Source organism: Pseudomonas sp. TWP3-2 (genome assembly GCF_049897765.1).
Lineage (GTDB): Bacteria > Pseudomonadota > Gammaproteobacteria > Pseudomonadales > Pseudomonadaceae > Aquipseudomonas.
The window spans coordinates 50,473-75,141 of sequence record NZ_JAFCWW010000016.1; the positions used below are offsets into that span (position 1 = coordinate 50,473).

Consider the following 24,669-nt stretch of genomic DNA (forward strand, 5'->3'; position numbering starts at 1 on the left):
AAATCCTGTAGGAGCTGCGGCACGCTGCGATCTTTTGACTTTATATCAACGCACGAGCAAGAAACGGCGCAGTCCGGCTGTTCTTGCTCGCCGCCACTTTCTGCGGCGTCCCCGCCACCACAATCCTGCCGCCCTGATCCCCCGCCCCCGGGCCGATATCGATGACCCAGTCACTCTGCGCAACCACGCGCATTTCATGCTCGACCACCACCACCGTGTGTCCCGCCGTGACCAGCGTATCGAGTTGCTCCAGCAGCCGATCAACATCGCGCGGATGCAATCCGGTGGTCGGCTCATCCAACACATACAAAGTTGCGCCACGCTGATTGCGTTGCAGCTCAGTGGCCAGTTTGATCCGTTGCGCCTCGCCGCCGGACAGCTCGGTGGCCGGTTGTCCCAGACGCAAATACCCGAGGCCGATATCGCGCAGCACTTCCAGCGAACGGCGAATTCCCGGTTGCTCGGCGAACACTTCCACCGCTTGATCCACGGTCAGTTGTAGCACTTGGGCAATGCTCAGAGCCTGCCACTGAATCGCAAGCGTCTCAGGGTTGTAGCGTGCGCCGTGACAGGTCGAACACGGCGCATACACGCTCGGCATGAACAGCAACTCGACACTGACAAAACCTTCGCCCTCACAGGTCGGGCAACGACCCTTGGCGACGTTGAAGGAAAACTGCCCGGCGTCATATCCCGCCTCACGCGCTTCAGGCGTGGCGGCGAACAGCTTGCGCACGTTATCGAACAGGCCGGTGTAGGTCGCCAGATTGGAACGCGGTGTGCGGCCAATCGGTTTCTGATCGACCTGCACCAGCCGTTTGATCGACTCCAGTCCCGCCGCGACCTGTCCAGTGCTGGCCTGCGGGGTATCGTCTTCCAGATTGAGTTCTTCCGGCTCTGGTTGGTTGGCGCCTCGGCCAAGGTGCGCACCCACCAACTCCAGCAACGCCTGGCTGACCAGACTCGACTTGCCCGAACCCGACACGCCAGTCACCGAGGTGAAACAGCCCAGCGGGAATTCGGCACTGAGGTTGTTGAGGTTATTGCGCGTCACGCCCTCGAGTTTCAGCCAGCCCGAAGCCTTGCGCGCGGTGCGTGGCTGGCGCTGTGCTTCTGCGAACAGGTAGGCGCGAGTTTGCGATGATTCGATCTCGGCCAACCCGGCGGGCGGGCCGCTGTACAGAATCTGCCCGCCGTGTTCGCCGGCAGCCGGGCCAACATCGATCAACCAGTCGGCGCGGCGCATGGTTTCTACATCGTGCTCGACCACGAACACGCTGTTACCCTCGGACTTCAACCGTTGCAGAGCCTCGAACAACGCTTCGCCATCGGCCGGATGCAGGCCGGCGGAAGGTTCATCCAGCACATAGATAACGCCAAACAACTGCGAACCCAATTGCGTGGCCAGACGCAGCCGTTGCAACTCGCCGGACGATAAAGTCGGCGTGCTGCGTTCCAGCGCCAGATACCCCAGCCCCAAGTCAGTCAGAGTGCTCACGCGCTCCAGCAGATCTTGCGCGATACGCTGCGCGGCAATGCGTTTTTCCAGCGACAGGTTTGGCGTATGGCGCACGTCCGGCGCATTCGCGTGCGCGCTGGCGCCATGGGCCACGCGTTGCTGACGGGCCGCGCGGGTTTGCTGATGGCTGAGGGTTTCACCGGTTTCTTCGGCGTGATCGAGGTAATGCTCATCGGCCACCGGCTGCAACACCTGCGCCACTTGCAGCAACGGCATCTGCGACAGTTCGCCGATGTCGTAGCCGGCGAAGGTCACCGACAGCGCCTCGCGTTTCAGGCGCTTGCCGTCACACAGCGGGCACGGACTGCCGAGCATGAACTGCGAGACGCGCTTCTTCATCAGCGCGCTTTGCGAATGGGTAAACGTATGCAGGATGTAGCGCCGGGCGCCGGTGAAAGTGCCTTGGTAACTCGGTTCCATTTTGCGCTTGAGGGCGACGCGGGTTTCTTCCGGGGTCAGTCCGGCGTACACCGGAACGGTCGGGGTTTCTTCGGTGAACAGAATCCAGTCGCGCTGCTTTTTCGGCAGTTTGCGCCACGGGATATCGACGTCGATGCCCATGGTCACAAGGATGTCGCGCAGGTTCTGGCCCTGCCACGCCAATGGCCAGGACGCCACGGCGCGTTGGCGGATGGTCAGTTCGGGATCGGGCACCATCAGTGCTTCGGTAACCTCATACACCCGGCCCAACCCATGACAATCCGGGCACGCGCCCTGCGGCGTGTTCGGCGAAAAATCTTCGGCGTAAAGCATCGGCTGGCCCGGCGGATAACTGCCGGCGCGCGAGTAGAGCATGCGGATCAGGCTCGACAGCGTGGTGACGCTGCCCACCGACGAGCGCGTGCTCGGCGTACCGCGTTGCTGTTGCAACGCTACCGCTGGCGGCAGACCATCGATGGAATCGACATCCGGCACACCGACCTGATCAATCAGTCGCCGCGCGTACGGCGCCACCGATTCGAAATAGCGGCGCTGCGCCTCGGCATACACCGTCGAAAACGCTAGCGACGACTTGCCCGACCCCGAGACCCCGGTGAACACCACCAGTGCATCGCGGGGGATATCGACATCGACGTTCTTCAGATTATGTTCACGGGCACCGCGCACCCGAACCATGCCGGCGGCGGAATTGGAGCTGCGCTTGGAAGTCATCGGCCCTGCCTTGTTCAAGAGGATGAAAGCAATTTGCAGAGATGCACATCACTGTGGCGAGGGAGCTTGCTCCCTCGCCACAAAAGCCCCCCACTGACGGTGTAAATTAATTACTCAACACCGTGCGGATCATTTGCAGCAGGCCCTCCGGGCCATAGGGTTTACCGAGCAAATGCGTGTCAGGACTGAGCTGGTGGTTGCGCGAGATGATGTCGCGGGTGTGGCCGGAGGTGAACAGCACCGGTACCGGCGGCTTTTGCACTTTGGCCCATGCCGCCAGATCGGAGCTTTTGATCAGGCCGGGCATGACTACATCGGTGAAAATCAAATCGACTGCGGTGCCCTCAAGCAACATCTGCATCGCCGCATCGCCATGGCCGGCGGTCAGCACTTGATAGCCTTCTTCGCGCAACAACTCCACGGCTGACGCGCGCACCGCGTCGTTGTCCTCGACCACCAGGATGGTTTCATTGCCGCCACCCAGCGCAGACTCAACGTTGCTGGCATCATCGAGCACCGCGCGCAAACTGCGCGGAAAATACAGCTGCACCCGCGTGCCTTGACCGAGCTGACTGTCGATCTCGACGTGCCCGCCGCTCTGCTTGACGAAACCAAAGACCATGCTCAAACCGAGGCCCGTACCCTGGCCGTCCGCCTTGGTGGTGAAGAACGGCTCGAACACTTGCTCAAGCAAATGCGCGGCAATGCCGACTCCGGAATCGCTGACTGAAACCCGCACGAAATCCCCCGGTACCAGGCCTTTGCCGGCACAAAAAGTTTGATCCAGTGTGGTGTTCGCAGCGCCGAGGACAATCGTGCCCTCGCCTTGCATCGCGTCGCGGGCGTTGATCGCCAGATTGAGAATGGCGTTTTCCAATTGATTGCGATCAACGTTGATGTGCCACGGCTCGTGCGGCAATTGCACGTCGATCTGAATGGTCTCGCCCAGCGCCCGTTGCAGCAGTTCGCCGACGCCGTCGAAGATCTGTCTGGGATTGCACACCGCCGGCGACAACGGCTGACGCCGGGCAAACGCCAGCAGTTGCGAAGACAGTTTGGCGCCGCGTTCGACCGCCGCCAGCGACGCGCTGACCCGGCGTTGCACGTTGACGTTCTCCGGCTCATGCCGCGCCAGCAGGTGCAGGTTTCCGGCGATCACTTGCAGCAGATTATTGAAGTCATGCGCGACGCCGCCAGTCAGGCCGCCGATGGCTTCGAGTTTCTGCGACTGACGCAAGCGCTCTTCGGCGGCCAGTCGCGCCGTCACCTCATCGGAAACTCGTTGTTCGAGGTTGCGGGTGAATTTGAGCAGCGATTCTTCGGCGCTTTTCCGTTCGTGAATGTCGATCAAGACCCCGGGAAACCGGAACGCCCGCCCCTGCTCATCGAACTCGCAGGCACCACTGGCAAGCACCCACCGACAACTGCCATCCGGGCGCAGCACGCGGTATTCGGCGTTATAGGGCTCTGCGGTGCGCAGCGACCGCGCGACGCATTCCTGCACCCAATTTCGATCGTCCGCATGAATCCGCGATTCGGCGATGTGTTGCGGCAGGTTCGCCAGGTCCTGCTCCGGAGGATAGGAGAACGTGCGCGCAAAACGTTCATCGGCCGACAGCACATTGTTTCTGATGTCCCAGACGAAAGAACCGATCAAGGCCCCGGCATTCAGCGCCAGCCGCACTCGCTCATTGTCCGCTCGATAGGCGTCCTCGGCAGCCTGGCGCAGGCGCTCGGACAACACCAGTTCGGTGGTCTCCACCACCATCGCCATGACCCCGGCCGGTTGCCCGAGATCATTGGCCACCGGGCTGTAATACAGATCCATCCACACGTCTTCGGGAACACCGTTGCGCAGCAACACCAACTCTTTGCTGCGGAAAGACAGCGTGCCGCCGGCCAGACAGGTATCCACCACATGCCGGTTGAACTCGGCGACTTCCGGCCAGCCCAATTCCACCGGCACACCGAGCAGGTACGGGTGACGGCCACCGGCGAATTCCGAATAGGCGTCGTTGTAAATCATGTAGCCGGTGCGGCCCCAGAGCATGACCATCGGCAGCGGCGAGGCGAGCATCAACTGCACCGTGCTGCACAAGCTCGCCGGCCAGTTATCGAGCGGCCCAAGATCCGTGCCGCTCCAGTCGAACGCACGGATGCGCCCGGCCATCTCGCCTTTCCAGCCATCACACCCATGGCTTTCGGATAAAAACTGCATCGACTGATTCAACGCCTTGTGGTTTGCCCGATCAATTGCTACGCCCAGCGACGCCGCGCCTGTGTGTTTCGAGCTTCAAGCGCGCTAATGGTTTCATCGCAGACATAGTCGAATTCGCACCGTCCGATGCGCAGGCGTCGATCAGATGCTTGAGTGGATGGTAGCTGGTCTGGAGTTTGGCGGCGATGTCGAGAATCGCCCGTCAGAGATGCGGCGCTTGATTGGAGGCTTTGCTCATTGCGAGCGTGGGCACACAGTGAAAAAGGGGGGAGTCTGTCCCCCCTCGATAGCAGTCAGTCGGTGCCGTACTTCGGCGAGCGTGGCCCGTACAGCAGGCCCGCTGGATGCCCGGCCGACAGCAGGCGATTGCTCGCCACACCGGCAATCGGGTAACCGGCATCGGTGGAGCTGTTGATGATCTGCTTCACCGCTGCGGTGATCAGCATGCCGATCAGGCCGCCACCACCGTTGTTGCCGCCCTCTTCGCTCGAAGCGCGGGCCGCACCGGTCCACAGCGTGGTGCCGGTTTTCAGGTCGACCAGTTTGGCCGTGGCGGTCACAGCCGTTTCGCTGCTGATCACCATATAGCGCGTGCCGTATTCACTCACGGTGATGTACAGCGCGGCGTCGGCACCAAAGATTTCCTGCAACTTGTTGGCCGGTGCCTGATGAATATCGTCAGGTGTGGTCAGACCGTTCTGGCGGAATGTCTCGTCAACCAGCGTGATCGGCAGCACGTAGTAACCAGCCTCGGCCAGCGGATACGTCACTTGCGACAGCAGGCTGTAAGACGCCTTGACGTCCGGCGAGGTGTTCAGCGGTGGCAGCACCAGAATGCTCTTCGGCCGCACTTGCTTGTACGCCGAATAGTCCACGGTCTTGGGTTTGACACAGCCACCCAGAACCGCCAGCGCCAAAACGCCGACCAGCAGTTTCACTGCACGCGGGATCATTTGGCTTCTCCGGTCTTGGCGTTTTTAAGCAGGAAATCCATGTACGTGCCGGACTCCGGGAACAAGGTCTTTTCGGTGCGCAACTGCTGCACCATCTGATCGTCCTTGCCCATGCTCAGGTACAGCAGACCGAGGTGCGCGTGGTAACCCGGCGGCACCGCTTTGCCACTGGCGCGGATCTTTTGCAGATCGGCTTCGAGTGCTTCGGCCTGGGCCTCTTTCGGCGTTTCGCTTTTGAAGTATTCGTAGACCTGCGGCTGGTAGCCTTCCCACTGATACAGGGTTTGCGGACTGCTGCAACCGGCCAGCAAGGCGCTGGCGGCCAGCGTCATGGCCATAAGCGGCCGCGACAGAGAGAAATTCATGGGTAGTTGCTCCTTGCGATGGGCGTTGATCAGTTGCCCGGTTTCCAGGCACCGGCGTTCATACCATCAACCAGACGATTGATCGCCTCGCGCATGGCCAGATCCAGTACTTTGCCGTTGAGGGTAGAGTCGTATGCAGCGGTGCCGCCGAAGCCGATGACTTCGCGGTTGGACAAGGCGTATTCGCCGGCGCCCTGAGTCGAATACACCACTTCGGAAGTGCTGATGTTGACGATGTTCAGGTTGACCTTGGCGTAAGCGATCTGGGTCTTGCCACGGCCGAGAATGCCGAACAACTGATGATCGCCGATCTCTTTGCGGCCGAACTCGGTGACGTCACCGGTCACCACGTAATCGGCGCCCTTCAGACGCTGGGCCTGGCCCTTGATCGCGGCTTCCTGCTGGATCTCGCCCATGTTGTCGCGATCCAGCACCGAGAACCGGTTGGTCTGCTGCAAATGCGTGATCAGGATGGTCTTGGCCTGCCCGCCGAGACGGTCGACGCCATCGGAAAAGATCCCGCGCATATAGCTCGAACGGTTATCAAACTTGCCCACAGCCATCGGCACGCGAACACCGGTCCAGACCTGAGAAGCGCTTTCGACCTTGGCGATCGGCAGCGCGCGGGAGCTTTCGGTGGCGCAACCGGCAAGTGTACCGGCCAGAGTGCCGAGGACGGCAATCGCAACGCCCGAGACCAACATCCGGGAGATCATTCTCACTGTGCATTCCTTTTGAAAATTCTGTGCATCCGGGCGCGGCAATGCGGTGGTGGACGCGAAACGGCCGGCATTATGCCAAAGTGCCACCACTGAATACAGTTTTTTTTGACGCCAGTGGATTGGCATCGCAGATACCTCTGTTGAGATACATCCGCAAGAAACTGCTGCTCCCACAGGGGGAACTGGGTACATCTGGCAGAGACTGGTCGGCTATAAGGCCGCCATCGCTGGCAAGCCAGCTCCCACAGGTTTTGATTCGCGTACAACCCATGCGGCAAAGCCGCCCCACTCAACACAATGAGCGCAAGCTCGAGTACCGCTCTTGATCTCGAGCGCCCGTCGGCAGGCTGAGTGGAGGGATTGATCCGGGGGTGGGAGCGCAGCGACCGTTTGGCGCAGCCAAACACATCGAGAGGAGGTGCAGCGCAGCAAACCGGAGGCGATGCCCCCGGAGCGATCCCGGAGCGAAGGAACCCGAGCCACAGCGAGGGCCGAACGTCAGGGCAAAGCCTTTTGGGTTACCTTTTTGGCGTTTGAAAAAGGTGACCCGCCGTAAGGGCGGAACCCCAAGCAGCCATAACCGCAACAACGGATATGTACTCAAGAAGTGATCACGTCAGTGAAAATCGCGACTACGCACATGAACGCCATCCAGCATCGAACTCAAATCACTCATGCGCCCGGCAATCAAGTGCCGAACTTCACCCTGCCGTTCCCAGCGCCCATCGACCTTGAGCAATTGCGACCCCACCAGCACCTGCCGCTGACGCTCGGCCAGATCACGCCAGACCACCACATTGACGTTGCCGAACTCGTCCTCCAGCGTCACGAAAGTCACGCCACTCGCAGTCCCGGGCCGTTGGCGTCCGGTGACCAACCCGGCGATGCTCACCGGCCGCCCATGCTCGACTTCCATCAACTCGCGCGAACTGCGACAGCGCAGTTTGCGTAACTGCTCGCGCAATAGCGCCAGTGGATGCGGCCCCAGCGTCGTACCGATGGTCGCGTAATCGGCATACAGATCTTCGCCGACACTCGGCTTGGGCAGCGCCACGTCCGGTTCTTCCTGACTCGGCAAGCCTTCGAACAGACCGAGCTGTTTCTGCACCCCGGCCACTTCCCAGCGCGCCCGATGGCGATGCCCGGCCAACCCGCGCAAAGCACCCGAGTCTGCCAGCAACGCCTGCGCCCGACTGTCCAGCGCGGCCCGCATGCCCAGATCGGCGACATCGGCAAACGCCCCGCGCGCCCGTGCGGCTTCAATGCGCAAGGCATCGTCCTCACGAAAGCCTTTGATCATGCGCAGGCCCATGCGGATCGCCGGTTGTGCGCCAGGCACCGGTTCCAGGCTGCAATCCCAGTCACTGGCGCACACGTCCACCGCGCGAATCTGCAAATGATGCCGACGCGCATCCTGCAGAATCTGATCCGGGCTGTAAAAACCCATCGGCCAACTGTTGATCAGCGCACAGGCGAACGCCGCCGGTTCGTGGCATTTGAGCCAGCAACTGGCATAAGTCAGCAAGGCGAAACTGGCGGCGTGGGATTCGGGAAAGCCATAACTGCCAAAGCCCTTGATCTGCTCGAAGATCTGCGCGGCGAACTCTGCCGTATAACCGTTTTTCTGCATGCCCGCGGCCAGTCGCGCTTTGTGCGGTTCCAGCCCGCCGTGGCGCTTCCACGCGGCCATCGAGCGACGCAACTGATCGGCCTCGCCGGGGCTGTAGTCCGCTGCGACGATGGCGATCTGCATCACCTGCTCCTGAAACAGCGGCACGCCGAGGGTGCGTTTGAGCACCACTTCGAGTGCTGGCGAGGGATAGATTTCAGGCTCGATTTTGTCGCGTCGGCGCAGATACGGATGCACCATCCCGCCCTGAATCGGCCCCGGCCGGACGATGGCCACCTGAATCACCAGGTCGTAGAACTTTTGCGGGCGCAAGCGCGGCAGCATCGACATCTGCGCCCGCGACTCGATCTGGAACACGCCGACCGTGTCGGCGCGACTGATCATCTCGTAGGTAGGGCGGTCTTCGGGCGGGATCGTCGCCAGAGTCAGGTTCTGATTGCGATGCCGGCGCAGCAAATCGAAACAGCGGCGGATCGCACTGAGCATGCCGAGGGCAAGGATGTCGACTTTGAGCAGCCCGACCGCGTCGAGGTCGTCCTTGTCCCATTGAATGATCGTGCGTTCGGCCATCGCGGCGTTTTCCACCGGCACCAGCGTGTCCAGCGGCTGCTCGGAAATCACGAAACCGCCGGGATGTTGCGACAGATGCCGAGGGAAGCCGATCAATTGCCCGGTCAGGCTCAGCACCCGCCGTAGAATCGGGCTGTCCGGGTCGAAGCCACCCTCGATCAAGCGATCGACGGGCGGGGTTTCATCGCTCCAGTGCCCGCAGCAATCGGCCAGCGCGTTGATCTGATCCGGAGGCAGGCCCAGCGCCTTGGCCACGTCGCGCACCGCACCGGCGGCGTGATAGGTGCTGACCACCGCCGTCAGCGCCGCGCGCCCCCGGCCATACCGGCGAAACACGTATTGCAGGACTTCTTCGCGGCGTTCGTGTTCGAAGTCGACGTCGATGTCCGGCGGTTCATTGCGCTCTTTAGACATGAAACGTTCGAACAACAGCGTGGTGCGATCCGGGTCGATCTCGGTGATGCCCAAGGCAAAACACACCGCCGAGTTGGCTGCCGAACCGCGGCCCTGACAGAGAATGTTCTGCTTGCGAGCGAACTGCACCACATCGTGCACGGTGAGGAAGTAGCTTTCGTAGCCGAGCTCGGCGATCAGCGCCAGTTCATTGTCGATTTGCGTCAGCACCTCGGCTTTGACGCCTTTCTCCCAGCGCCAGGCGATGCCCTCTTCCGTCAGATGCCGCAACCACGAACTGGCACTGTGGCCTTCAGGCACCAGTTCTTTGGGGTATTGATAACGCAACTGGCTCAGATCGAAAGTGCAGCGCCGCGCCAGCGTCACCGACTCTGCGAGCAACGCTGGCGGATACAGCTCCTGCAATACTTCAAGGCTGCGCAGATGCCGCTCGCCATTCGGGTGCAGGCGCAATCCGGCCTCGGCCACCGGCAAGTGATGGCGGATCGCGGTCATGGTGTCCTGCAAGGCGCGCCGTCCTCGCGCATGCATGTGCACGTCACCGCTGGCCACCGGAGGAATGCCCAACTCGCTGGCCAGATTCAACAGTGCAGCCAGCCGTCGCTGGTCGTCCTGCCCGCGATGCATCTGCACCGCCAGCCACAGGCGTTCGCCGAAGGTCTGTTGCAGCCAGCGGCCTTCTTCAATGTCATCGACCGTGTCCGGCACCCACAACACCAGCAACCCCGGCAACGGCTGACTGAAATCTTCGCGCAGCACCTGATACTGGCCCTTCTGCGTGCGCCGCCGGGCGCGGGTGATCAAGCCGCACAGCGCCTGATAGCCCGCAAGGTTTTCCACCAATAGCAGCAGTTTAGGGCCGTTCTCGATGCGGATTTCACTGCCGATGATCAGCGGCAACTCCACCGATTTCGCCGCCTGCCAAGCCCGAACGATGCCGGCCAAGGTGCATTCATCGGTGATCGCCAAGGCTTGATAGCCATGCTTTTTCGCCCGTTGAAACAGCTCCAGCGCACTGGACGCGCCGCGCTGGAAACTGAAGTTCGACAGGCAATGCAGTTCGGCATAACCGTCATTCATGCGAACCAGCCCTGCAGCCACAACGGGCCACCCTCGCCCACTGCTCTATAAGCCCAGCCTTGCTGGCCGGCGCGGTTCTGGATCAGGTAATAATCGCGGCGCACATCGTCACCGTCCCACCAGCCGGACTCGATACGCTCCGGCCCCATGAGAATCCGCGCCGAACCGTCGGGTACGGTTTTCGGCTCGCCGAGCAGCCAGCCCGGACGATAAACACCCGGCAACGGATTGCAGCGCTGTTTGTCGTCGGCGCTCTGCCACGCACATTCGGGGCGATGATCCGCCTGAAAACGCAAGCCCTGCACCGCTTCATCTCCGAGCCGCGCACGCAAGCGTTCGCGCAGTTGCTCCCAAGGCAAGGTCTGTTGCGGGCGGTCATCGAACAGTTCCTGAAACTGCGGCACGAAACTCGGCAGATCCTCCGCACGCAAGCGAAACCCGCGTACCGGCGCCTCGACCTGCACTTGCTCCAAGCGTCCGCGCGCCAGTTCGAAGAGCATCGCCGGATCACGCTCGGCGCTGAGCAGCCCGACCTTGATCAGCGTGTCCGGCAGCCCGGCGTGTTCCAGATGCAGGTCGAAGCGCTGCACCCCGCTGTCGCGCCCGCAGAGGAACGTCGATAGATCCGAGGTCAAGCGGCGCAGCGGGAACAGCAGCGCCTGATGCGATTGCACGTCGAAATTCAGTTCGATGCGCACGTCAAAACGATCCGGTGGCAGATAGAACGCCAAAGCCTGGGGACGCGCGCCAAACAGCGTGTCGAGGTGCTTGAGCACCTGTGCCTCGAAACGCCGCGCCAGCGCCTGACGCGGCAGGTTCTGTACCTGGCTGAGGTTGCGCAGGCCCATGCGCGACAGCGCGGTGGCCACGTTCGGCTCCAGCCCCACGCGATCGACCGGCAATTGCCCGAGGTGATGCTGCAAGGCCTCGCCGTCGGGCACCACCAAGCCGTCATAGGCGTTGGCCAGCACCCGCGCCGCCACAGGATTGGGCGCAGCGACGATGCGATGACGGAAGCCAAGTGCGCTCAGCTCACTGCGCAGCCGCGCTTCAAGTTGCGCCCACGAGCCAAACAGCCCAAGGCTGGATTCGATTTCAAACACCACCGCACGCGGGTAATGCACGCTGACCTGCGCGCTGAAACCGTAAGCCCATGCCGCAAGAAACTGCTGCCAGTGGCCGACCTCGGCGATGTCGTAATCGGCGGTGACAAAACCTTTGCTCATGGCTTGCGCGGCGGTCATCGACTGGCCGGGACGCAGCCCGAGCTTGCGCGCTGATGCATTCACCGCTTGCAGCACTCGACGCTGCGCCGGTCCGCTGAGCAGTACCAACGGCTCATCGGGATCGGAACGCTGACGCAATACCGCGTCGAGCGCCAATTGCGGGAACACAATACATACCCAGCGCATGACGACCTCAATGACCTACGGCGTAAACAATCGGCGCCGTACGCGCCAGTCCGCCACGGCACTTGAGTACGCGCAGCTGGGCCGGTTTGGCATCAATCGCAATTCGCAATGCGGCCGGTGACGGATTCACCGCTTCGCTCAACGGTCGCCACGCAAACGCCAGGGTCTGGCCGGTTTCCGCCGCTACCTGCAAACGCCGCAATGCGCGGTCATCGGCCTTAAGCGGCCAGCACAGCACCGCGCCGCAACTGCCCGAACGCAGGCATTGTTCCGCCGCCCACAAGGCATCGCGCTCACTCGCTTGAATCACCGACAACTGGCGCAGATCGACCCCGGCATTCGCCCAGGCTTGCGGGTACGGCACGAACGGCGGCGCCACCAGCACAATGCGCTCGCCCGCCGCCGACAGCCGCGCCAGCGTCGGCCACACCAGTTGCAGCTCGCCGACACCCGGCCCGGCCAAGAGGATTTCGCTCAGCGCCGCTTCCGGCCAGCCGCCACTGGGCAATGCCGCGTCCAGCGCTGCATGCCCGGTCGGTTGCGGGCTGGCAGCCGGTGGCGCAGGCCGGCCTCTCCAGACCTGGCCGCCATTGAACAGCGTATCCAACGCAACGACGGCGCCCATCAGCCTTGCCTCACCAGACCACAGAACACGCCTTCGATCGCCAGATCCTGATCGGCGCGCACCACAATCGGCTGATACGCCGGGTTGCGCGGCAGCAGACGCACCTGATCGCCGACCCGCTCAAAACGTTTGATGGTGACTTCGCCGTCGAGCCGCGCCACCACGATCTGGCCGTTGAGCGCTTCAGGATTGCGCCGTACGCCGACCAGATCACCGTCGAGGATGCCGTCGCCGATCATCGAATCGCCCTGCACCCGCAGCATGTAGTCCGGCACTCTGGAAAACAGCGCCGGGTCGAGCATCAGCCGGTTGTGGATGTCGGCATCGGCGCCAATGGGTGCACCGGCGGCCACGCGACCCAGCACCGGGATCTCCAGCAACTCGGCACGCGGCGGTTGATTGAGCAAGCGAATACCACGTGCCTGATGCGGATTGACCTCGATAAACCCGGCTTCAGTCAGCGCCAGCACATGCTTGCGCGCCACGCTGCGCGAGGCAAAACCAAAAGCCTCGCTGATTTCAGCGAGGCTTGGGGGCTGACCGTGTTCGGCGATGCGTTCGCGGATAAAAGTCAGGATGGCGGTACGGCGGGGAGTCAGAGTCGTCATGGAGTACATTTGTACTCCTGTGGGAATTTCCTGACAAGCACCGCAGGTCGGCCCACCCAAAGACACTGAAATCCCCCTGTAGGAGCTGCCGAAGGCTGCGAGCTCTTGACTTTGCTTCTAAAAAAACAAGATCAAAAGATCGCAGCCTCGTTGCACTCGTCAGCTCCTACAGAGACGGTGGGTGGGGCGCCTTTAGAAACTCTGCGATGTAGTCGATGAAGGCCACGACTTTGGCCGTGGCCCGCCGATGGCTCGGGTACACCGCGAGAATGTGCGGGCCAAAGCTGTCCGGGTCGATCTCGTAGTCCGCCATCACCCGCACCAGCCGCCCATCGGCGATGTATGGCGCGGCGCTCCACAGCGGCGTGTGCAGCAAGCCGCGCCCGGCCAGCGCACTGGCCAGCAACAGGTCGTAATTATCGCTGCGCAAGCGTGGTGCTACCGGCTGAGGCAGACTCAGGCGCTGACCATCGCGTTCGGCCCACCAGAATTCGCGGCTGAGCAGCGGATGCCGATACAACAGCCATTCATGCTGATCGAGGGTTTGCGGAGTCACCGGCAAACCCTTGCGCGCCAGGTATTCGGGGCTGGCGCACAAGGCCAGGCGATTGCTGCCGACCACCCGCGCAATCAGCCCCGGCAAGTCGTCATGGCCTTCGCGCAGCGCCAGATCGTAGCCGCTTTCCAGCAGATTGACGAACTCGTCGCACAGGTCCACTTGCAGGCTGATCTGCGGGTATTGCTGCAAAAAGCCGTCACACACCTGATCGAGAAACGCCCGCCCATAGGCCAGTGGAGCGGTGATTTTCAGGCTGCCGCGCAGGCCGTGCTGCAACTGCTCGATTTCCTCGCCTGCCTCGTCAAGGCGCTGCAACACCTGCCGCGCGGTTTCCAGATACAGCCGACCGATTTCAGTCAGCAGAATCCGCCGCGTGCTGCGCTCGAACAGCCGCGCACCCAGCTCTGATTCGAGATGATTCACCGCTTTAGTCAGCGCCGACGGAGTCTTGCCCAATTGCTCGGCGGCACGGCTGAAACTGCCAAGTTGCGCAGTGACCACAAACATTTTCAAAGCACCCAGCTTGTCCATGCTTTTTCCATTCAGGCAAAAACGTTTTTCGTGAGGGAGGCGTTCTGTCGGCCGTTGCCAGCCACTAATCTGGCCATCAGACGCAATAACAAGGAAATCTTCAATGAAAAGATTCATCCCGAGCCTATTGGCCGCCGCCGTGAGTTTTGCCTCGATGGAAGCCATGGCCGCCGCCGATCTGGTGCTGCTCAACGGCAAGATTTTCACCGCCGACCGTGCTCAGCCGAAGGTGCAGGCGCTGGCAGTGGAAAACGGCAAAGTGCTGAAAGTCGGCTCCGACGCACAGATCAAAGCCCTGATCGAACCTGGCACCCAAGTCATCGACCTCGGCGGCAAAGCGCTGATGCCCGGCCTGATCGACAGCCATTCCCACGCGATTTTCGGCGGACTGGAAATGGTCGCGGCCAACATGGAAGACGAAGTGGTCAGCCTCGATGAACTGGCAAACCGGCTGCGCGGCTGGCGCGATGACGGCAAGGCAAGGCATGGGGTCGTGCTGAGCGTCGCCGGCATGAGTTCCATGTACTGGGCGCAGGCCGAAGCCTTGGGCAAAACCTTCAACAGCGGCGAGTGGGCCGAGGTGCCCGTGGTGTTCACCGGCAGCGATCACCACACCGCATGGGCCAATAACGTGATGCTCAAGCGCGCGGGCATCGACGCCGCACTGCTGAAAAACCTGCCCGACGCCGAAAAAGACACCATCGGCAAATTCGCCAGCGGTGAGCCAAACGGCTTTGTGGTCGATGCCGGCTGGGACCGGGTCGCCTCGAAAATGCCGGTGCCGAGCGCCGAAGACATGCTCAAAGCCGCCCAATCGGCGGTGCGTTACAACAACAGCCTGGGGATTACCGCGTGGATGGACCCCGCCGCCAACGCCGCGCCGGGCGAGCCGGTATTCGCCCTCAAACCCACCGAGAAAACCGTAGGCGTGCTGCCGGCCTATAAAGCTCTTTCAGAAAGCGGCGGCATGAGCGCCCACGTCGCCGCGCTGCTGGTGGCCAACTCAAAAAGCGTACCGGCCGATCTCGATACGCTGGACAAGGTGCGTCAGCAATTTCAGGGCATCCCCAACCTGACCTTGCCCGGAGTCAAGATCTTCGCCGACGGTGTGATCGAATACCCGGCGCAGAGCGCAGCGATGATCGAGCCGTACAGCAATTCGCACAAACAAGGCGAATTGCTGATCGATCCCCAGCATTTCGGCGAACTGGTCAGCGCCATCGACCAGCGCGGCTGGCTGGTACATATCCATGCCATCGGCGACCGCGCGGTGCGTGAAGCGCTGAACGGCATCGCCCAGGCGCGCAAGGATCGCCAGAGCGGCATCAGCCATTCGATCACTCACTTGCAGATGGTCAACCCGAGCGAGTTCGCCCGCTTCAAACCGCTCAACGTGATTGCTTCGATGCAACTGCTGTGGGCCAGTGCCGACGACTACACCACCGAGATGATCAAGCCTTACGTCAGCGCCCTCGCCTTTCGCTATCAATACCCGGCGCACTCGTTGCTCAAACAGGGCGCAACAATTGCCGGCGCCAGCGACTGGCCGGTGTCCTCGCCGAATCCGTGGAACGCCATGGCCCAGGCCATCACCCGCGTCGGGCCGTTGGGCGTACTCAACGCCGACGAACGTCTGGACCGCGAAAGCATGTTCTACGCCTACACCGCCAACGCCGCGCGCACCATTGGCCTGGAGAAAACCATTGGCTCGCTGAGTCCGGGCAAACAAGCCGACTTCATCGTGCTCGATCGCGACGTGTTCAGCGTCGATGACAAAGCCCTGCATGACACTCAAGTGCTGCAAACCTGGTTCGCCGGACGTCAGATCTACACCTCGCCCCTCTAGCAACACAATTTCTCTGCGGGAGCCAGCCTGCTGGCCCCCACAGTTTTCCTTGTGCCCCATAACAATCACAACATCGGGACTTCACATGAAAGCCTTGCCTTTGCTCGCCCTCGGTTCCTTGAGCCTGCTGCCCTTGAGCAGCCACGGCGTACCGCTGAATGACGACTTCAACCTGCTGGTGGACCTGACGCTGGCCAGCGACTACCGCACGCGCGGCATCTCGCAAACCCAGAACGACCCAGCTGCACAGGCCGGTCTGACCCTCGCGCACAACAGCGGCCTCTATGCAGGCGCCTGGAGTTCCAATGTCGATTTCGGCGGCGGCTTGAAAGCCCGTCATGAAGTCGATTACTACGCCGGTTGGCTATGGCAGGCCAGCGAGGTCGTCAGTCTGGATCTGGGGTACATCAAGTACGCCTATCCCAAGGAAAGCCAGTTCAATCAAAGCGAGGTCTACGCGATTCTCGGCGCTTACGGAGTGAAGCTTGCGGCCTACTATTCCAGCGATGCGCCGGGGATCGACAGCCAGCAGAGTTCGCTTTACAGCTATGTCAGTTACGAGACCGAATTGCCGTTCGATTCCGGCCTGAAATTGCGTTACGGCACTATGGATTTCAAGGATCCACATCTGTATTCGGCGTCCGGTCATGGCGACGAATCCTACCGCGAGTGGGAAGTCAAACTGACCCACGATCTGGCCGGCGTGGTGCTGGGGTTGAGCTACCTGGACACCGACCTGTCGCAAACCCAGTGCTTGAGCAACTGGGGATTCAAGGATGTGTGCAGCGCGACCGTCGTCGCCAGCCTCAGCAAATCTTTCTGACCACCAACAATCCCCCTGTAGGAGCTGACGAGTGCAACGAGGCTGCGATCTTTTGATCTTGTTTTTTAGAAGCAAGATCAAAAGATCGCAGCCTTCGGCAGCTCCTACAGGGGCGAAGGTGTTTTCAGGAAATTAATTGTTGCAGGTAGGGCCAGGGGTAGATGCCGCGCTGATGGCCGTCGCTGAATACCAGTTGCAGGCCGTAGCCCTGGGCGTTTATTTCGATGACGCGTACGCGCGGGTCGACCATCGGCGGTGTGCCTTGCAAACGAAACGCCCGGCATTGCGAGCACGGGCACTGGCGACGCAATTCGGCATGACTGAGCAGCGATTCGCGGCCATCCGGCCAGTTCAGGCGCAGCGTCTGCGCAGTTTGCGAGTTGCCGATGGCGACCGGGTTCATTGCAACTGACTCAGCGCGATGCGCACGGCTTTGCGTACTTCCGGGTCGCCGTCATCCTGGGCGGCCTGCAACGCGGCCACGGCACCGCGATCATGCAGTTCGCCGAGGGCCAGCGCGGCCTCCTTGCGCAGGTTACTGATGCGGTGGCCGAGGGTTTCGATCAGCGCATCGAGGGCAGCGGCGTACTTGAGCCGCCCGAGGCTGCGGGTGGCGCGCAGGCGGACTTGCCAGTAGTCATCGCTCAGGGCTTCGATCAGCGCCGGACCGGCGTCGGATTGGCCGACTTTGCCCAGTGTGGTGGCGGCTTCTTCGCGTACTTGCCAGGCCGAATCCTGCAAAGCCTGACGCAACGCCGGCAGCACTTCGGCGCCGGATGCAAGGCCGAGGGCGCCGGTCGCGGCGCGGCGTACTTCGGTGTCGGGATCAGCACTGGCCAGGCGTGCCAGTGCCGGTAAAGCATCGAGCTGCTTGAGCCAGCCGAGCACGCCCACGGCTTCGCGTCGCACGTTGGCGTCGGTATCGTTCAGCGCCAGGACAGCTGCAGGTGCGGCGTCGGGGAATCGCAATTCACGCAGCGCGCGAAACGCGGCAATGCGTACGTTGATGTCGGCATGCGCAGTCCACGGCAGAATCACCCGCCCCGCCGCTTCGGTTTTCAGCAGGCTCAGACTTTGTGCGGCGGCGGCCTGTACTGCCAAAGCAGGATCGGTCAGCGCCTGACACAACGCCTCAACCACCGGCTCATCCTCCCAGGCTTCCAGCAGACGCGCAGCTTCGGCGCGCACTTCTTCGGCCCGATCTTCAGCCAGTCGCTCGACCAGCCAGAGCAGACCCTCGGGCTCTTCAAGGTCAGCCAAGTCGATCAGCGCAATCCGCCGCACACCGGAATCTTCGGCGGTAAGGCGCGGTTGCAGAGCAAGAATTTCGTCGTTATCGGTCACAGCAAAAAATGAGCTCATAGGGCAAACCGTGGCAAAGGGTTTTCGGGAGGCAAACCGAGCGGGTTGAGGCGTGGCAGCGGTCGATTGTCGTCATGGCGCAGCAGCTCAAGGCAGTGACGCTTGAGCCGGGAAAATTCAGGGCTGGTGACCAGCTCGGTGGTACGCGGACGCGGGAATTCCAGATGCAAGTCTTCGATGATCCGCCCCGGGCGTGCGCTCATCACCAGCAAGCGGTCGGCGAGGAACAGCGCTTCGTCGATGTCATGGGTGACGAACACCACGGTGGTACGGATGCGCGTCCAGATGTCGAGCAGCAGTTCCTGCATGTTCAGCCGGGTCAGCGCATCCAGCGCGCCGAACGGCTCGTCCATCAGCAACAGGCGCGGCCGGTTGACCAGCACGCGGGCGATTTCCACCCGCTGCTGCATGCCGCCGGAGAGCTGATCCGGCCAGCGCTCGGCGAAGCCGTCGAGACCGACCAGCGCGAGGATTTCATCCGCCGCACGATGCCGTTCAGCCTTGCCGATGCCGCGCATCTTCAGGCCGAACGCGACGTTGTCGCGCACCGTGCGCCACGGGAACAGCGTGTGATGCTGGAACACCATGCCGCGCTGTGGCGACGGCCCGGAGACTTCGGCGCCATCGACTTTCAGTTGCCCGCCACGCGGCTGCAAGTGCCCGGCGAGCGCGCCAAGCAAGGTCGATTTGCCGCAACCGGACGGCCCGAGGATGCATACGAACTGGCCCGGCTCGATCTGGCAATCCAGCCCTTGCACCGCTTCGAATGCCTCGTGGCCTTCGCCGAGGACGATGGATAACTGACGGATATCGATCCGCCCTTCCGGGGTTTGCATGGCACTCATCAGGCTTTCCCTCGTGGTCGATGCCACGGCGTGAACAGCCCGCCGAGGCGTTTGATCAGCAGGCTGCTGCCCATGCCCAATACGCCGATCAGCAACATGCCAACCACGATGTCGGCGTAGTTCTGAATGGTGTAGGACTCCCAGGTGTAGTAACCGATGCCGAACTGGCCGGAGATCATTTCGGCGGTGACCAGGCAGAACCACGAGGTGCCCATGCCGATGGCGAGGCCAGTGATGATGCTCGGCGCAGCACCCGGCAGAATCACTTCCAGCAGGATCGCGCGGCGTCCGGCGCCGAGGCTTTTGGCGGACGCGATCAGGCGCGGATCGACGCCTTCGACGCCGTGCACGGTGTTGAGCAAAATCGGAAACAGCGCCCCGGTGAAGGTGATGAACACCATCGACAGTTCTGAGGACGGGAACATCAGGATCGCCAGTGGAATCCATGCGACGGCGGGGATCGGGCGCAGGACTTCCAGTGGTGGTAACAGCAGATCTTCGGCCCATTTCGAACGACCGATGGCCAGGCCCAAAGCGATGCCGATGACCAGCGCGGCGAGGTAGCCGACGAACACGCGGCTGAGGCTGCTGGTCAGGTGTTGCATGAGCTTGCCGGAGTCGCCCAGGCCCAGTGCGGCTTCGATGACGGCCATGGGGGTGGGGACGTTGGCGAAGGTGACGAGGCCGAGGTTCCAGTGGTGGCTGGCGGCTAGATGCCAGAACAGCAGGCAGATTAGTAGTGAAGTGGCTCTGGCGGTCCAGCGGGGTTTTGGGGTTTTCATGGATCGGATTTCCGTGTGATGGCTTAGATCGAACCCCCTCACCCCAGCCCTCCCGAATCGTCGGACCGCCCCCAAGGGGGCGAGGGGGAAAGGGGGCCGATCTCGGTTGTTTTCGAAAGCAAGTTCGCCTCGGAATTTTCAGGTCGATGTATCAAGCCCAAACACCTCGGTCAGTCCCCTCTCCCTCCGGGCGGTCCGACGTCTCGGGAGGGCTAGGGTGAGGGGCTCTTGATCTGCTGTTGATCTCCCGTTAGCGGCTAGCCACGGCCTGGGTGGTGGCACCAGCAAAATCAAACACCTTTCCGCCCTGCGTCGCCGCATATTGCTGCGCCTGGCCTTTCAATAAAAACGCACTCAACCGCCCCTTCCCATCACTGGCAAACCACGCTTGCTCCGCCAGCAACTTGATCCCGCTGTCACTCGCCTGCGCATACACCGCACGAACGCTTTTACCTTCCTGCTTCAACCCGGCAAACGCAGTGAACGCTGACTCCGCCGAGGCATACCGGCGCACCTTGTCTTCCCCACGCACCCAAATCTCGGCGACATGGCTGAAATCAGTGATCGCCTTACCCGTCGCCGCATCCAGTGACTTCAAAGGCGTCTGCGCGTAGTTGGCCAATTGCGCGCTGTAGTCGAGATTCGAAGCCTTGAACGCTGCGCGGATGTACTGATCATCAATGAAGCTGTTCAAATCCAGCCCACGATCAGCCTTCTTTAACAGTTTCAGGGTGTCGATCGCCGTACCGACGGCCTGGCGATATTCCGGCTTCCAGCTCAGGTCGCGGGTCTGCACGCCGAGCGGGCCGTGGAACAGGTAGTTGACCTCGGCATCGACGCCAGTGACTTTGGCGATCAGCTCGCTGTACTTCTCAGGTTCAGCGGCGAGCAATTGATTGGCTTCGATACTCGCGCGCAGGTAGGCGACGACGATTTCCGGGTACTTTTTCGCATAGGCCTGATCGACCAGCGCGCCGTGGAAAGTTGGCGCATTGGCTTGGGCGCCGTCGTAGATCTTGCGTGCGAATCCACGGCTCGGGAACAGTTCGGCGAACGGCACGAAATCGGCGTGAGCGTCGATCTTGCCGGCCTGCAACGCTGAGCCGGCAACCTCCGGCGGCTGAGCGATGATGTTCACGTCTTTGAGCGGATCCCAGCCCTGCTCGGCCACGGCGCGCAGCAACATGCCGTGAGCGGTCGAGGCGAACGGCACGGAAATGGTCTTGCCCTTGAGTTCGCTCAACGACTGCACGCCAGACGCGCTCGGCACCACGATGCCGTTGCCGCTGCCTTTGATGCTGCCCGACAGCACGCTGATGAACAGGCTGTGCTTGCCGGCGCTTTCAAACGCCACACCGTTGAATGCGCCGGGGAAATCGGCCATGGCGCCGAAGTCGAGTTTGCCGGCGACCATCTCGTTGGTCAGCGGTGCGCCGCTGGTGAAGTTTTTCCACTGCACCTCGTACTTGGCGTCCTTGTAGGCGCCATCGTGGGGCAGGTATTTGTCGAGCAGGCCCAGTTCGCGGATCAACAAACCGCCGGCGGCGCAGTTGATGGTGGTGTCCTGGGTGCCGATGGCGATGCGGATGGTTTCGGCCGAGGCTGACAAGGTGAACGAAGCCAGTACCAGACCGGCGATTGCTGCACGCAACATGGTTGAATCCCCTCGAATCATTTATTGGATGTTCGTCTCCGCCGCGATCAGGGCGCGGTGGGAAACGAGGGGTGGTTTTTGGTGAATTCAGCGTCCGGTGTTTCCGGATGGCTTTTGTGTTGTCTGTACTGGCCTCATCGCTGGCAAGCCAGCTCCCACAGGTTCTATGGCGTTTGCAAATTCTTCATCCCACTACAAATCTCTGTGGGAGCTGGCTTGCCAGCGATGGCGTCCTTGCAGTCACCGCAGGAGGTAAGGAATTTCAACTTTCACCGCACCCGTCGGGCAGTCCTTTTCGCATGGCATGCAGTACCAGCATTCATCGAACGCCATGTAGGCCTTTTGCGTCGCTGGGTTGATCGCCAGCAGGTCCATCGGGCAGACGTCGACGCACACGGTGCAGCCCTTTTCGGCGATGCATTTGTCCTCGTCGACGGTGACCGGGGCGTTGGAGCGGAAGAAGATTTCCTGGGCTTGATAGGCCATGGTTCGGACTCTCTGTCAGTGGATTCTCAAGCCGCGAAGGCGCCGACGCGCAAGCGATCGTAAGCCTGCATTTCTTCGGCATCGAGCGGGATGATGTACGGCTCGACGGCTTTCTTGAAGCTGGTCATGCGGCCGTCCTCGCCTTTCTTCAGATGGCAATGGCAGAACCATTCGCGGTCGTCGCGTTTCGGGTGATCAACGCGGTAGTGATACAAGCCCCAGCGGCTTTCGGCGCGGAACAGCGAGGCGCGCGCGGCCATTTCGGCGCAGTCGCGGATCATGCTGACTTCCATTGCACGCATCAGCTCGTGCGGGTTGTTGGCCTTCATTTGATCGAGATCGCGTTCGATGTCGCTGAAGCGTTGCAGACCAATCTGCATCTTCTTGGTCACTTTTGGCGGTTGCAGGTAGTCGTTGACGAAGCGCCGCAGCTTGTACTCGACTTGCGCTGGTGGCAGACCCTGTTCGCGATCCAGCGGTGCGTAGACCCGCGCTTTCTCTTTCTCGATCTGCTCGGCATCCAGCGCGGTGAACTCGCGGCCGGCGACAAACTCTGCCGCGTTATGGCCGGCAAACCAGCCGTAGGTGAACGCACCAAGCATGTAGTTATGCGGCACAGCGGCCATGTCACCGGCCGAGTACAAACCCTTTACCGAGGTCTCCGCACGCTCGTTGACCCATACTCCGGACGCCGAATGCCCGCTGCAAAAACCGATCTCGGAGATGTGCATTTCGACCATTTGCGTGCGGTAGTCGGTGCCGCGATTGGCGTGGAATTGACCACGACTCGGACGTTCGTTGCTGTGCAGGATTTCCTCGATGTTCTGGATGGTTTCCTCGGCCAGGTGATCGAGTTTGAGGAACACCGGGCCGTTGCCGCTCTCCAGTTCCTGGTGGAACTCCCACATCATCTGCCCGCTCCAGTAGTCGCACTCGATGAAGCGTTCGCCCTTGTTGTTGGCGGTGTAGCCGCCCAGCGGGCCGGTGACGTAGGCGCAGGCCGGGCCGTTGTAATCCTTGATCAGCGGGTTGATCTGGTAGCATTCGAGGTTCGCCAGTTCCGCCCCGGCGTGATACGCCATGGCGTAGCCGTCGCCGGCATTGGTCGGGTTTTCGTAGGTGCCCATCAGGTAACCCGAAGACGGCAGACCAAGTCGTCCGGCGGCACCGCACGCCAGAATCACCGCCTTGGCCTTGATCACATGGAAGTCCGCAGTACGGCAATCGAAGCCCATCACGCCGTTGACCGCGCCCTCCTCGTCAGTCAGCAACCGCGTGCACACCAGCCGATTGGTGATGCTCACTCGCGCGCGTTTCAATTGGCGATACAGGACTTTTTTGATGTCGTGCCCTTCGGGCATCGGCAGCACATAGGCGCCCATGTGGTGGACTTTTTTCACCGCGTAATCGCCGGTTTCATCCTTCTCGAACTTCACGCCCCAGCGATCCAGTTGTTCGATGGTTTCGAAACTGTGGGTCGCGTAGGCGTAGACCGCCGCCTGATTGACGATGCCGTCGTTGGCGATGGTGATTTCCTTGGTGTACTGCTCCGGTGTGGAGTGGCCGGGAATGATCGCGTTATTCAGGCCGTCCATGCCCATGCTGATCGCGCCGCTGCGCTTGACGTTGGCCTTGTCGATCAGCAACACGCGCAGATCCTTGTTTTTTTCCTTGGCCTTGATTGCGGCCATCGGCCCGGCAGTGCCGCCGCCGATCACGACGATGTCGTATTCCTGCTCCAACGTGCTGCGCGTCATGCCTGCTCCCCTTTTTGCCGGTCGATCCGCAGGCGGTACTGGAACGCATCGCCACGGTAGTAAAGGTGTTCGAAATCCAGCGGCTGGCCGTTGGCGTCGTGGGTCAAGCGCTCGATGCGCATGATCGGCGAGCCGGCCTCGACGTTCAGCGCCTGGGTCAGATCGCTGTCAGCCAACACCGCGTCGATGGCCAGATCGGCATGACCGAGGGCAAGGCCGCAGTCGTTTTCGAGGATCAGGAAGATGTCGCGAGTGACCAGATCAGCCTTCTCCAGCCGCTCGCCAATGGCTTTGGGCAGGTAGGTGATTTCCAGCGAAATCGGTTCACGATTGATCAGTCGCACGCGTTTGATCTGGGTGACGATCTCGCCTTCCGCGATTTGCAAACGCTCGGCGACCCGTTTGTCGGCGCCGATGAATTTGAAGCTGCGCAGCCGGTTGATCACCTCGTAGCCACGCCCGGTCATCGACTCGGCGAGGCCTTGCAGGGAGCTGACGTTTTGAAAGGTTTTCGGCTTGGCGACGAAGGTGCCTTTGCCGTGAATCTTGAAGATCAGCCCTTCTTTTTGCAGATCGCCCAAGGCCTGGCGCACGGTGATGCGGCTGACTTTGAACAGCGTGCCGAGCTCGCTTTCGGATGGCATCTGGCTGTCTTGGGGGTATTCGCCGTCGAGAATCCGCGCGCGCAGCACGTCGCGCAGTTGGGTGTGCAGGGGAACGCTGCTGAGGGAGAGAACGTTATCGGTCATCGCGGGA

General features: G+C 61.6%; 20 protein-coding genes. 2 read left to right on the forward strand and 18 right to left on the reverse strand.

Annotated features, from left to right (window positions below):
* Positions 1–40 precede the first annotated feature (40 nt).
* From ACP7EE_RS20760 to ACP7EE_RS20805, 10 genes are all read right to left on the reverse strand, one after another.
* Positions 41–2,671, reverse strand: a complete 2,631-nt coding sequence (locus ACP7EE_RS20760) for an excinuclease ABC subunit A (RefSeq protein WP_426236354.1) — start codon at positions 2,669–2,671, stop codon at positions 41–43.
* 106 nt (positions 2,672–2,777) lie between these two features.
* Positions 2,778–4,889 carry an ATP-binding protein gene (locus tag ACP7EE_RS20765; protein WP_426236356.1) on the reverse strand — a complete coding sequence of 704 codons (2,112 nt, stop codon included), beginning with the start codon at positions 4,887–4,889 and terminating at the stop codon, positions 2,778–2,780.
* A gap of 293 nt (positions 4,890–5,182) precedes the next feature.
* Entirely contained in the window at positions 5,183–5,842 is a 660-nt protein-coding gene (locus ACP7EE_RS20770) for a DUF799 domain-containing protein (protein WP_420649190.1), read from the reverse strand.
* Positions 5,839–6,207 carry a DUF4810 domain-containing protein gene (locus tag ACP7EE_RS20775; protein WP_426236358.1) on the reverse strand — a complete coding sequence of 123 codons (369 nt, stop codon included), beginning with the start codon at positions 6,205–6,207 and terminating at the stop codon, positions 5,839–5,841. The genes ACP7EE_RS20770 and ACP7EE_RS20775 overlap by 4 nt, the downstream gene beginning before the upstream one ends.
* A gap of 29 nt (positions 6,208–6,236) precedes the next feature.
* Complete coding sequence (locus tag ACP7EE_RS20780) at positions 6,237–6,923, reverse strand: CsgG/HfaB family protein (protein ID WP_426236439.1); 687 nt, start codon at positions 6,921–6,923, stop codon at positions 6,237–6,239.
* Between the two features lie 622 nt (positions 6,924–7,545).
* Positions 7,546–10,623 carry an error-prone DNA polymerase gene (locus tag ACP7EE_RS20785; RefSeq protein ID WP_426236360.1) on the reverse strand — a complete coding sequence of 1,026 codons (3,078 nt, stop codon included), beginning with the start codon at positions 10,621–10,623 and terminating at the stop codon, positions 7,546–7,548.
* The gene (locus tag ACP7EE_RS20790) at positions 10,620–12,035 is read right to left on the reverse strand and encodes a Y-family DNA polymerase (RefSeq protein ID WP_426236362.1); all 1,416 of its coding nucleotides are present in this window, start codon (positions 12,033–12,035) and stop codon (positions 10,620–10,622) included. The genes ACP7EE_RS20785 and ACP7EE_RS20790 overlap by 4 nt, the downstream gene beginning before the upstream one ends.
* A 7-nt stretch (positions 12,036–12,042) precedes the next feature.
* Positions 12,043–12,660 carry a translesion DNA synthesis-associated protein ImuA gene (imuA, locus tag ACP7EE_RS20795; protein ID WP_426236364.1) on the reverse strand — a complete coding sequence of 206 codons (618 nt, stop codon included), beginning with the start codon at positions 12,658–12,660 and terminating at the stop codon, positions 12,043–12,045.
* Positions 12,660–13,277, reverse strand: coding sequence for a transcriptional repressor LexA (lexA, locus tag ACP7EE_RS20800; protein ID WP_426236366.1), 618 nt, complete (start codon positions 13,275–13,277; stop codon positions 12,660–12,662). The genes imuA and lexA overlap by 1 nt, the downstream gene beginning before the upstream one ends.
* A 157-nt stretch (positions 13,278–13,434) precedes the next feature.
* Entirely contained in the window at positions 13,435–14,358 is a 924-nt protein-coding gene (locus ACP7EE_RS20805) for a LysR substrate-binding domain-containing protein (protein ID WP_426236368.1), read from the reverse strand.
* A gap of 103 nt (positions 14,359–14,461) precedes the next feature.
* Between ACP7EE_RS20805 and ACP7EE_RS20810 the strand changes: the two genes are divergently transcribed.
* Both ACP7EE_RS20810 and ACP7EE_RS20815 read left to right on the forward strand, forming a co-directional pair.
* Complete coding sequence (locus ACP7EE_RS20810) at positions 14,462–16,204, forward strand: amidohydrolase (protein ID WP_426236370.1); 1,743 nt, start codon at positions 14,462–14,464, stop codon at positions 16,202–16,204.
* An 85-nt stretch (positions 16,205–16,289) separates the two neighbouring features.
* Positions 16,290–17,027: a TorF family putative porin gene (locus tag ACP7EE_RS20815; protein ID WP_426236372.1), complete on the forward strand. Its 738-nt coding sequence runs from the start codon at positions 16,290–16,292 to the stop codon at positions 17,025–17,027.
* A 124-nt stretch (positions 17,028–17,151) separates the two neighbouring features.
* Here ACP7EE_RS20815 and ACP7EE_RS20820 read toward each other — a convergent pair whose 3' ends face one another.
* From ACP7EE_RS20820 to ACP7EE_RS20855, 8 genes are all read right to left on the reverse strand, one after another.
* Complete coding sequence (locus ACP7EE_RS20820; RefSeq protein ID WP_426236374.1) at positions 17,152–17,430, reverse strand: DUF971 domain-containing protein; 279 nt, start codon at positions 17,428–17,430, stop codon at positions 17,152–17,154.
* Positions 17,427–18,389 (reverse strand): HEAT repeat domain-containing protein, encoded by a 963-nt coding sequence (locus tag ACP7EE_RS20825; protein ID WP_426236376.1) that lies wholly within the window; start codon positions 18,387–18,389, stop codon positions 17,427–17,429. The genes ACP7EE_RS20820 and ACP7EE_RS20825 overlap by 4 nt, the downstream gene beginning before the upstream one ends.
* On the reverse strand, positions 18,386–19,234 hold the full coding sequence (locus ACP7EE_RS20830; protein WP_426236378.1) for an ABC transporter ATP-binding protein: 849 nt from the start codon (positions 19,232–19,234) through the stop codon (positions 18,386–18,388). Before ACP7EE_RS20830 ends, ACP7EE_RS20825 begins: the two co-directional genes overlap by 4 nt.
* Entirely contained in the window at positions 19,234–20,016 is a 783-nt protein-coding gene (locus tag ACP7EE_RS20835) for an ABC transporter permease (protein ID WP_426236380.1), read from the reverse strand. Before ACP7EE_RS20835 ends, ACP7EE_RS20830 begins: the two co-directional genes overlap by 1 nt.
* A gap of 250 nt (positions 20,017–20,266) precedes the next feature.
* On the reverse strand, positions 20,267–21,670 hold the full coding sequence (locus tag ACP7EE_RS20840) for an ABC transporter substrate-binding protein (protein ID WP_426236382.1): 1,404 nt from the start codon (positions 21,668–21,670) through the stop codon (positions 20,267–20,269).
* A 240-nt stretch (positions 21,671–21,910) separates the two neighbouring features.
* Positions 21,911–22,156: a 4Fe-4S dicluster domain-containing protein gene (locus ACP7EE_RS20845; protein WP_007959413.1), complete on the reverse strand. Its 246-nt coding sequence runs from the start codon at positions 22,154–22,156 to the stop codon at positions 21,911–21,913.
* A gap of 26 nt (positions 22,157–22,182) precedes the next feature.
* Positions 22,183–23,913, reverse strand: coding sequence for a fumarate reductase/succinate dehydrogenase flavoprotein subunit (locus tag ACP7EE_RS20850; RefSeq protein ID WP_426236384.1), 1,731 nt, complete (start codon positions 23,911–23,913; stop codon positions 22,183–22,185).
* On the reverse strand, positions 23,910–24,662 hold the full coding sequence (locus ACP7EE_RS20855; RefSeq protein ID WP_426236386.1) for a GntR family transcriptional regulator: 753 nt from the start codon (positions 24,660–24,662) through the stop codon (positions 23,910–23,912). Before ACP7EE_RS20855 ends, ACP7EE_RS20850 begins: the two co-directional genes overlap by 4 nt.
* Between the last annotated feature and the right edge of the window lie 7 nt (positions 24,663–24,669).

What these genes read in the sequence shown, in the direction of transcription:
- ACP7EE_RS20760 (WP_426236354.1), bottom strand. Translation starts at nt 2,671, where the DNA reads ATGACTTCCAAGCGCAGCTCCAATTCCGCCGCCGGCATGGTTCGGGTG.
- ACP7EE_RS20765 (WP_426236356.1), bottom strand. Translation starts at nt 4,889, where the DNA reads ATGCAGTTTTTATCCGAAAGCCATGGGTGTGATGGCTGGAAAGGCGAG.
- ACP7EE_RS20770 (WP_420649190.1), bottom strand. Translation starts at nt 5,842, where the DNA reads ATGATCCCGCGTGCAGTGAAACTGCTGGTCGGCGTTTTGGCGCTGGCG.
- ACP7EE_RS20775 (WP_426236358.1), bottom strand. Translation starts at nt 6,207, where the DNA reads ATGAATTTCTCTCTGTCGCGGCCGCTTATGGCCATGACGCTGGCCGCC.
- ACP7EE_RS20780 (WP_426236439.1), bottom strand. Translation starts at nt 6,923, where the DNA reads ATGATCTCCCGGATGTTGGTCTCGGGCGTTGCGATTGCCGTCCTCGGC.
- ACP7EE_RS20785 (WP_426236360.1), bottom strand. Translation starts at nt 10,623, where the DNA reads ATGAATGACGGTTATGCCGAACTGCATTGCCTGTCGAACTTCAGTTTC.
- ACP7EE_RS20790 (WP_426236362.1), bottom strand. Translation starts at nt 12,035, where the DNA reads ATGCGCTGGGTATGTATTGTGTTCCCGCAATTGGCGCTCGACGCGGTA.
- imuA (WP_426236364.1), bottom strand. Translation starts at nt 12,660, where the DNA reads ATGGGCGCCGTCGTTGCGTTGGATACGCTGTTCAATGGCGGCCAGGTC.
- lexA (WP_426236366.1), bottom strand. Translation starts at nt 13,277, where the DNA reads ATGTACTCCATGACGACTCTGACTCCCCGCCGTACCGCCATCCTGACT.
- ACP7EE_RS20805 (WP_426236368.1), bottom strand. Translation starts at nt 14,358, where the DNA reads ATGGACAAGCTGGGTGCTTTGAAAATGTTTGTGGTCACTGCGCAACTT.
- ACP7EE_RS20810 (WP_426236370.1), top strand. Translation starts at nt 14,462, where the DNA reads ATGAAAAGATTCATCCCGAGCCTATTGGCCGCCGCCGTGAGTTTTGCC.
- ACP7EE_RS20815 (WP_426236372.1), top strand. Translation starts at nt 16,290, where the DNA reads ATGAAAGCCTTGCCTTTGCTCGCCCTCGGTTCCTTGAGCCTGCTGCCC.
- ACP7EE_RS20820 (WP_426236374.1), bottom strand. Translation starts at nt 17,430, where the DNA reads ATGAACCCGGTCGCCATCGGCAACTCGCAAACTGCGCAGACGCTGCGC.
- ACP7EE_RS20825 (WP_426236376.1), bottom strand. Translation starts at nt 18,389, where the DNA reads ATGAGCTCATTTTTTGCTGTGACCGATAACGACGAAATTCTTGCTCTG.
- ACP7EE_RS20830 (WP_426236378.1), bottom strand. Translation starts at nt 19,234, where the DNA reads ATGAGTGCCATGCAAACCCCGGAAGGGCGGATCGATATCCGTCAGTTA.
- ACP7EE_RS20835 (WP_426236380.1), bottom strand. Translation starts at nt 20,016, where the DNA reads ATGAAAACCCCAAAACCCCGCTGGACCGCCAGAGCCACTTCACTACTA.
- ACP7EE_RS20840 (WP_426236382.1), bottom strand. Translation starts at nt 21,670, where the DNA reads ATGTTGCGTGCAGCAATCGCCGGTCTGGTACTGGCTTCGTTCACCTTG.
- ACP7EE_RS20845 (WP_007959413.1), bottom strand. Translation starts at nt 22,156, where the DNA reads ATGGCCTATCAAGCCCAGGAAATCTTCTTCCGCTCCAACGCCCCGGTC.
- ACP7EE_RS20850 (WP_426236384.1), bottom strand. Translation starts at nt 23,913, where the DNA reads ATGACGCGCAGCACGTTGGAGCAGGAATACGACATCGTCGTGATCGGC.
- ACP7EE_RS20855 (WP_426236386.1), bottom strand. Translation starts at nt 24,662, where the DNA reads ATGACCGATAACGTTCTCTCCCTCAGCAGCGTTCCCCTGCACACCCAA.